Raw genomic sequence first — 7,029 nt, forward strand, 5'->3', positions numbered from 1 at the left:
AGACAAATTCGTGTCATCGAGTTAAGCCTGTTTTACTTTTCAGCACCTGTTGAGTGCATCAAGATGATCTTCGGTTGTGTCCTGTAGCTCGTATGCAATCCAATAGTGGCATGAAGTACCAGCCGATCGCCGCTGTGATCGCCAACAAACTCCCATTCAGGCTCAATACCCACTCGATGCTGGTTAATTCTGCGATTACACCCGCAATCAGTAACCCGAAAATTCCTGCGGTAAAAGCGATTGCGCTGTGTGATGTAAAAACCTGTCCAGCTATTCGGCTGGGTGTCACTTCTTGCAAAATCGTCTGTTCTAGAGGATTTCCTGCGCCTAATAGCAAACCACCAAAACTAACTGCTAGAATCAGCGCAGTTGGAGTTTCAACGATGGCGCACAGCAGAATGGCGATCGCAGTGAGAAGTAAACCGCTGTAATAGATGGCTGAACGAGAAAATCGTTTTGTCAACCTTGTGTAGGATAAAGCACCCAGGGTTGCTGCCATACCGAATCCAGCTAAACAAAGACCCAGTAGGGCAGGATTGGCAAATTTCTGGGTGGCTAACACTGGAAGCAAGAGACTGAGAAATGGCAGCAGCACAAAATTGAGTACCATGCCGCTAAAAGTGAGCGATCTTAGTTGACGCTGCTGGAGAATGAACCGAATTCCGGCAATTGGCTCAACCTTCTCATGCTTAAACTCTTGATGGCGTGAACGTGGAACTGCGATCGCAAATACTACAGCACAAACAAAGAAACTGGCTGCGTTAACGAACAATGTATTGACAGTTCCAATCCAGCTAATTAACCCTGCGCCGACGATTGGACCTAACAAATCTGCTCCATTTTCCAGACTACCGCGATACCCATTCACCTTGTCTAAGGGAATTCCCGCGAGTCTGACAAATTTTGGAACGAGGGTATGACGCGCTGAAACTGCTGTTGGATCAAATAACGCACCAACAAATACCAGCAAGAAAATAAAAATCAGGGACACTGATTTGAATTTGATAAAAATGAATGGTAATAATAGAACTGAAAGACTGCTCAAAACATCAGCTACAATGCTCACCTGCCATGCACCAAATCGATCGATCGCTTTTCCACCGATGAAGGCAGCCAACACAATCGGAATGATACTTCCTGCTCCAGCGATGCCAGTAGCGATCACCGAGTGCGTAAATTGCAGCACCAGAATGGGAATGGCGATCACTGCAATTTGATTCCCCAGTTGTGAGAGGAATTCAGCACCGATCAGACAAATGAGGGGAAGTGCCTTTGGCGATATCTGCAAAGCAGCGCAGACTTTTGCAATCATGAGTAAGGTAGTGTTTTATCCAGTAGATGATAAGTCAAAACAATCACGCCCGAACTAAAATTTCAAGTTAAATAATCTATGATGATGGCTGCGGATCTGTCATCCACTGAACCAATTGGATCACCACACCATTTGGATCGGTAACTTGAAAGAACCTTTTGCCCCAAGGTTCAGTCTCCATCGGTGTAGTAATCGTCACCCCTTCTGATTATAATCGGGCATATTCACGATCAATGTCGTCCACAACAAACTTACATCTGCATCAAATTTTTCGTTAAATGGTATCAGATAGGCGTTAGGCATTGTCATTGCCGCCATTAACTGGTATGTCGAAATGCAATACGTCTTCGCGCTTACCCAACTTTGTATAAAGTTTAATAGCTGGATCGTCACCAATATCCGCCTGGACGAAAATAACATAAGCTCCACATGCTGCTGCTACTTCTTTCAGCTTCTGAATTAATGCCGTTGCAATCCCCTGCCGTCGATGTGCAGCAGCAACAGCTAGATCGTAGATATAAATCTCACTGCGCTCCTGCTCGAATTTTTTAAGCTCGTATGCAGTAAGACCGCCAACGACCTCACCTTCTTTCAATGCGGCGATCGCAATGAAGTAGTCACTATCAAGCAGTTGCCGCAGATAGTCTGGACTAGGTGGATTTCTATATGTCTCCACCTCATCGAACGCCTCACCAAAGGTTGCTAATAGAGCTTCCATTAATGCAACGTCCTCCGGCACAATCTGTTGAATGCTTAAGTTCATTGGTATTTCCTAAGCTACATTGCTGTTGAGCGGCTAAATCCTGCTCGTTCATACAATATCAGACGAAAGGGCTAACCCCAAAAATCAGTTGATTAAGGATATTTTCGCGTATTGCTGAATAATCTGGTAAGACTTGCTGCTCAACAGAAATAGCCTCTTGCTTTGTTAGGGCAACTCCACCATCATACTTTTCTATTAAGTCCTTTATCTGAGCGATAGGCTGCGCCCCGCCGTAGGCGATCGCATCTGCCATCTCTTGCTTAATCACCTGTTTTATGTTTTCCCCACTCCAGATGAAGTTTTGCGAGGAGCAGGGATTTCACGTCCGAAAATTTTGTATTTGAAAGACCTTGCTCAAAAAGTTATAGATGGATTACCTACGCTAGATGAATTGCAGGCAATGGACGATGAATCTATCATCGAAGCTTTAACACCAATAAAAGGCATTGGGCGTTGGACGGTGCAGATGCTGCTTATGTTTCGTTTACATCGGCTTGATGTTCTACCTGTCGATGATAAATTTTTGGCAGTTAGGCAAGAGTTAAATAAATTTTAATTTTCAGCCAAATTAGATCGTTGTAGGTGGTGCGACACGATGACCCCAAAACTAACGGCTCAGATGAGCTGCTGCCGACGCTGGAGCGGACGCTAAAGGCAGTCAGCCCCATGCCCTTGTTCAGCTAGCGGCTGCTTACAGCCAGCGACGTACACAAGCTTTATAGGGCAAGTAGTCAGACGGGAAGCAGGTTTCCAGGTATTGCTCCTCTCGCGGGATGACCACGAACGACATCAGCACCACCGCTGGTATGAGGGTGACGAGTAGCCAGAGACTGTTCACCCAGAATGCGACGCCGAGATGGAACAGCGAGAAAGACAGGTAGATGGGATTGCGGCTGTATCTATAGGGCCCCGTGCTTACGATCGTGGTGGTGGGAAGATTGCCCGGAACGGGCGTGCCAGCGTTCCGAAACGTGCGTACAGCCCAAAGAAATAGCGCAACAGCGACAAGCACTACAGTGCCTCCGAGTGGCACGCTCACGGCATGGGGCACGAGCCGAACTGTCCATACGAAATGCAGCAACAGACCCAGGGCGATCGCACCCAGGTATACCAAAGGAGGCCGCACGAGTCCGGGATTCGCGGCTGACGACACCATGCCTGTCTTTGCCTTATCGCTGCGTTCATCGCTTGTCATGGGGTTCCTCGAGGTGTCACGGCAGCACTGCGGGCTGGCAACTCCACGACAAGAACCGTTGCAGTTGCCTCCCTCTGTATGCGACGGTGGATGGCTGTATCGTACTGTTCACAACCATATTATACTGCCATCCGCCGTCTAATGCCCATCTCAAACTACGGCTCCTCAGGACAGTTGAAGCCGAACGGAGGCGCTCACCGGACACAGATAACCTCTGTAACTCAACTGATAATTTGGGGTGTTCCGGTGCAGTGCGGTTGTTGTGCGGTCTATTTACGTTGGGCTTTGCGCTCTTCGAGGACCTGCGCCGTGGCGATCCAGCCTTCACGGATACATGGGCGTCCATCCACTTGCTTCTTGGAAACGTGCATTGCTGACACGCAAGGAGCGAGTCAGTGACGTCGAGCGGTTGCCGAGCAAGAGCGCCGCGCGGCCCGGGACTCGCAGCCATGCCCTCTTACCCGCAGATGCGGAAAGCGCGTCTGCGTAGTAACGCTTTGTTAGCGGCTCGTTGTCAACGACGTTGTAGGTTCCGGCTGGGACGGTCAATGCCGCGACGACAGCAGCGCCGCCATCAGCCACATGAATTGACGAGACATAGCTGTTGGGCGGACCTATCATAGTTGCAACATGGCGACGCGCAAGTGCAAAAAACTTCCTCAATGGTACGTAAAGAAATTTATGTTTATTTACTTGCCTACAATCTACTTTGCGGTTTGATGTGGTCGGCAGGTACTACTTACACTACTCCTCCGTTACGCCTATCACTGCAAGGTACTCGCCATCATTTAAATAACTTTATTCCTGAACTGTTAGCCGCAACTTCAACAAAACGTCTTCAAATTTATCGAATTTTACTTAAAGTTATCGCTCGCAAAGCTGTTCCCGAACGCCCCGCAAGAAGTGAGGCACGAGTCCGTAAACGCCGCCCAAAAGCTTATCCCTTAATGACCAAACCCCGGCACGAATTACAAAAGCAGTTGCAAACTACTTAATACACAAGCGTTTCGGCTTTTCTTAGTGCCATTCGGGCATTAAGCTTGATTGAAATTCTGACCAACGCTTGCAAACTTGTTCGTAGCAATCGGGTGGAGTAATTTTTAGTTGGTGTAAAAAAGTAACCTCAATCTGAGGTTCAACTTTTAGCACCAGAAGAATATCTTGATGAGGGTTGTATGTTGCGACTACTGGGAAAATGGATGAGATTATAGATGAGTTAAGTGATTGTGATCGCAAGTAAAATCCAATTAGATCGCAGGGGAGAAACTGGAGGGTGAAGGGAACTGTATCAAAGTTTGTAATTGTCGACTGAGTAACTTGAGTATCTACATCACATAAGACAGCTCCCTGTCCAAATGACTGAAATCCTTTCCATGCTGTGTAACCAATGACCAGCAGATTATTATGAATAAAACTATTTTGCCAGTAGCCAAAATTTCCTTGCCAGACACTATTGGATGGTCGCATTGACTTTCTCCCATAGCAGCAATGGCTCAATGCGAACCTGCTCAAGCTCCCGTCCAATCAATACTAATCGCGTTTGACGGAATTCCTGGGGTTGCCAAAGACGGTCATAAAAGTAGTCAAATCGATTACCAACACCCTGTAATACCAGACGGATAGCTTTGTTTGGAACTGGTACAAATCCCTTAATTCGATAATTCATAATTCATAATTACGTTTTGTGACAGGGATTTAGCTAGGCTTCAATTTGTTCTGCCTCTAGAACTAGGGGAATTAAACCCCCCAAACTTAGTTAAAATCCAAATATTCATAAATAGCTGCTATCGCTACCTAACCAAGCTTGAGGGATTTTGGTTAGCAAAGTTTCTGTGCATGAATTCTGTGCTTCCATTTGCCCGCACAGCTCGGAACATTCCAAATCGACACAACCCTGTACCAAACGCCAAATGCATCAGTAAAAGCGTCGGTACCTCGCGCACAGACTTAATAAAACCAGACAGCCCAAACTTCACTAATCCCTCTGGTCGAGCCACTCCTTGCCAAATCGAATCGAACCAGGAAGGGAGGGTTTCTTGCGTCCAGTCTGCCGTAATTACCTCCCCTTCAACCAATTCTGTTCCTGCCAAAAGCTCGGAAAAACCTTCAATGCTGGAAAAAGCTGGATGAGACCACTGATCGAGGAGTTGGCGCATTACTCGTTTCTCCCAAAAATTTAGTGGCTTTTGGCGGTCATCCCTCTGATTCCAGTCAGCTACAACCAACACTCCACCAGGCTTTAGCACCCGCATTAATTCTCTAGCAAAAACGGTTTTATCTGGCATGTGGGGGCCTGCTTCGATTGACCAAACCACATCAAAACTGGCATCTGGAAACGACAATGCCATTGCATCATCAACCGCAAACTGGGCGTTTAGCGCAAGGGGTGTTAACTCCTGGGCGCGTTTCACCTGAATAGGACTGATGGTAATCCCTGTAACAGCAAACTCATAATCCCGCGCTAAAATCCGACTGCTGCCGCCAATACCACAGCCAACATCTAAGACGGTAGTACCAGGGGGTAATTTTTCTATTCCACCCCATTTAACCATTTCATGTACAAAGTCAGATTTAGCAGCCAGAAAATCCTTTCGTCGTGGCGGCGAACCGTAGTGACCAAGGTGAATGTGTTCTCCCCAATAAAACTCTACGATCCCGTCAATAGTCCATTGATCGTAGGAATTGGCGACTGTGGATGAGGATTGATACTTGCGGGCAGTTAGGAAATAGGCCGAAATTCCAATTACTAATAGCAGAAGAAAACCAATTACAGAATATAATAAAGTTGACATTTTTTTGAACGCTCTTGTACACCTATTTGAGTCGATCCAACGGTTTACTCATTGCTGCTCGTCCTGAATCAGAGGAGTGATGTCGTAACTGACCACGGTCGGCAATCGCAATATAAATCATCCGATACATCGACATTGCAATGTTTTGAACATCTTGAATAATTTTCCCTTGCAGTAGACTGGGCTTGTGTTTGCTTTGAGGAAGAGCCGTTTGTTTAACAAAGGGATGAATAGCAGTAGAAATCTTCCCAGTTCGGTGAAGATAGAATTTCGGCATGATAATTAACTGAAGTATTAATTTAGTAACTTAGCAATTCCTATGCGTGATTAAGAAAGTATTTGCTCAGTGATGAAACAGGACTATGTACGTCATATACGCCATTGACGACCTCTTTTTTAAAAACTTTCACCTGTTAGTTAGTACAGCATTTCATTGTTCCTGTGACTATTTGCAAACGCTACTCTCATCTGGAGTAGCGTTTGCGATCGCTGCATCTCAAGACACAATTTGTAATGGGAATTAACCGCTTGCCCTCTCATAGAAAGTCGTAATCTGTAGCGTCTTGATATGTGGGACTATGAGAACGTAAAACTGAGTAGTTGTATAAATCTTCATAAAAATACTTATCTGTGCCTCGCAGATGTAAAAAAATTACAAGTCAACTTCGGCGGGCATTCTGACTCACAAGGCAAGCCTTGTTTACAGCTGCGGGACAGCGCCGGATTTACACCGGACTTTCCCCGTTTCCTCTAGCGGCTGTTCCCCACTAGAACCGAGATTCATCTGAATAATAACACAACTGCGATTTGCTTGCATAAAAATCAATGGTCAGTCTATACTCAATACTGCTCGGTTAAGGGAAAATAGATAACGGAATAAATCATAATTTGTTCGCGTGTAATCTACGAGAACAAAAACAACTAAAAAGGTTGCTTGTACCTGAAGGCACTCTCGAAAAATTTAATT

11 protein-coding genes, 1 pseudogene and 1 riboswitch are annotated in these 7,029 nt (G+C 46.0%); of the genes and pseudogenes, 3 read left to right on the forward strand and 9 right to left on the reverse strand.

Features of this window, described 5'->3' with window-relative positions; genetic code table 11:
• Window positions 1-58: 58 nt before the first annotated feature.
• From LC608_RS32605 to LC608_RS32615, 4 genes are all read right to left on the reverse strand, one after another.
• The gene (locus LC608_RS32605; protein ID WP_229557520.1) at window positions 59-1,312 is read right to left on the reverse strand and encodes an MFS transporter; all 1,254 of its coding nucleotides are present in this window, start codon (window positions 1,310-1,312) and stop codon (window positions 59-61) included.
• Between the two features lie 76 nt (window positions 1,313-1,388).
• On the reverse strand, window positions 1,389-1,511 hold the full coding sequence (locus LC608_RS37080; protein ID WP_267871295.1) for a glyoxalase/bleomycin resistance/extradiol dioxygenase family protein: 123 nt from the start codon (window positions 1,509-1,511) through the stop codon (window positions 1,389-1,391).
• Between the two features lie 96 nt (window positions 1,512-1,607).
• The gene (locus LC608_RS32610) at window positions 1,608-2,051 is read right to left on the reverse strand and encodes an AAC(3)-I family aminoglycoside N-acetyltransferase (RefSeq protein ID WP_308189965.1); all 444 of its coding nucleotides are present in this window, start codon (window positions 2,049-2,051) and stop codon (window positions 1,608-1,610) included.
• Between the two features lie 82 nt (window positions 2,052-2,133).
• The gene (locus LC608_RS32615) at window positions 2,134-2,343 is read right to left on the reverse strand and encodes a hypothetical protein (protein WP_229557522.1); all 210 of its coding nucleotides are present in this window, start codon (window positions 2,341-2,343) and stop codon (window positions 2,134-2,136) included.
• On the opposite strand from LC608_RS32615, the gene LC608_RS32620 reads away from it, so the two are divergent.
• Window positions 2,332-2,631 carry a DNA-3-methyladenine glycosylase gene (locus LC608_RS32620; protein ID WP_229557523.1) on the forward strand — a complete coding sequence of 100 codons (300 nt, stop codon included), beginning with the start codon at window positions 2,332-2,334 and terminating at the stop codon, window positions 2,629-2,631. The genes LC608_RS32615 and LC608_RS32620 overlap by 12 nt on opposite strands.
• A gap of 135 nt (window positions 2,632-2,766) precedes the next feature.
• On the opposite strand, the gene LC608_RS32625 is transcribed toward LC608_RS32620, so the two are convergent.
• Window positions 2,767-3,270: an isoprenylcysteine carboxylmethyltransferase family protein gene (locus LC608_RS32625; RefSeq protein WP_229557524.1), complete on the reverse strand. Its 504-nt coding sequence runs from the start codon at window positions 3,268-3,270 to the stop codon at window positions 2,767-2,769.
• Between the two features lie 662 nt (window positions 3,271-3,932).
• On the opposite strand from LC608_RS32625, the gene LC608_RS32630 reads away from it, so the two are divergent.
• Window positions 3,933-4,265: a hypothetical protein gene (locus LC608_RS32630; RefSeq protein ID WP_229557525.1), complete on the forward strand. Its 333-nt coding sequence runs from the start codon at window positions 3,933-3,935 to the stop codon at window positions 4,263-4,265.
• 22 nt (window positions 4,266-4,287) lie between these two features.
• Here the strand turns inward: LC608_RS32630 and LC608_RS32635 are convergent, their stop codons facing one another.
• From LC608_RS32635 to LC608_RS32650, 4 genes and pseudogenes are all read right to left on the reverse strand, one after another.
• Window positions 4,288-4,737, reverse strand: a complete 450-nt coding sequence (locus LC608_RS32635; RefSeq protein ID WP_229557526.1) for a hypothetical protein — start codon at window positions 4,735-4,737, stop codon at window positions 4,288-4,290.
• A pseudogene (locus LC608_RS32640) lies at window positions 4,721-4,930 on the reverse strand (GTP-binding protein); the annotation flags it as partial. The gene LC608_RS32635 and the pseudogene LC608_RS32640, both read right to left, overlap by 17 nt.
• A gap of 130 nt (window positions 4,931-5,060) precedes the next feature.
• Window positions 5,061-6,062: a methyltransferase domain-containing protein gene (locus tag LC608_RS32645; RefSeq protein ID WP_229557527.1), complete on the reverse strand. Its 1,002-nt coding sequence runs from the start codon at window positions 6,060-6,062 to the stop codon at window positions 5,061-5,063.
• Between the two features lie 22 nt (window positions 6,063-6,084).
• Window positions 6,085-6,339, reverse strand: a complete 255-nt coding sequence (locus LC608_RS32650; protein WP_229557528.1) for a hypothetical protein — start codon at window positions 6,337-6,339, stop codon at window positions 6,085-6,087.
• A gap of 85 nt (window positions 6,340-6,424) precedes the next feature.
• Between LC608_RS32650 and LC608_RS32655 the strand changes: the two genes are divergently transcribed.
• Complete coding sequence (locus LC608_RS32655; RefSeq protein ID WP_229557529.1) at window positions 6,425-6,586, forward strand: hypothetical protein; 162 nt, start codon at window positions 6,425-6,427, stop codon at window positions 6,584-6,586.
• Between the two features lie 125 nt (window positions 6,587-6,711).
• Window positions 6,712-6,855, reverse strand: a riboswitch (cobalamin riboswitch).
• Window positions 6,856-7,029 lie beyond the last annotated feature (174 nt).

Origin of the sequence: Nostoc sp. XA010 (assembly GCF_020829625.1) — a bacterium.
In the GTDB taxonomy this organism is placed as follows: Bacteria; Cyanobacteriota; Cyanobacteriia; order Cyanobacteriales; family Nostocaceae; genus Nostoc.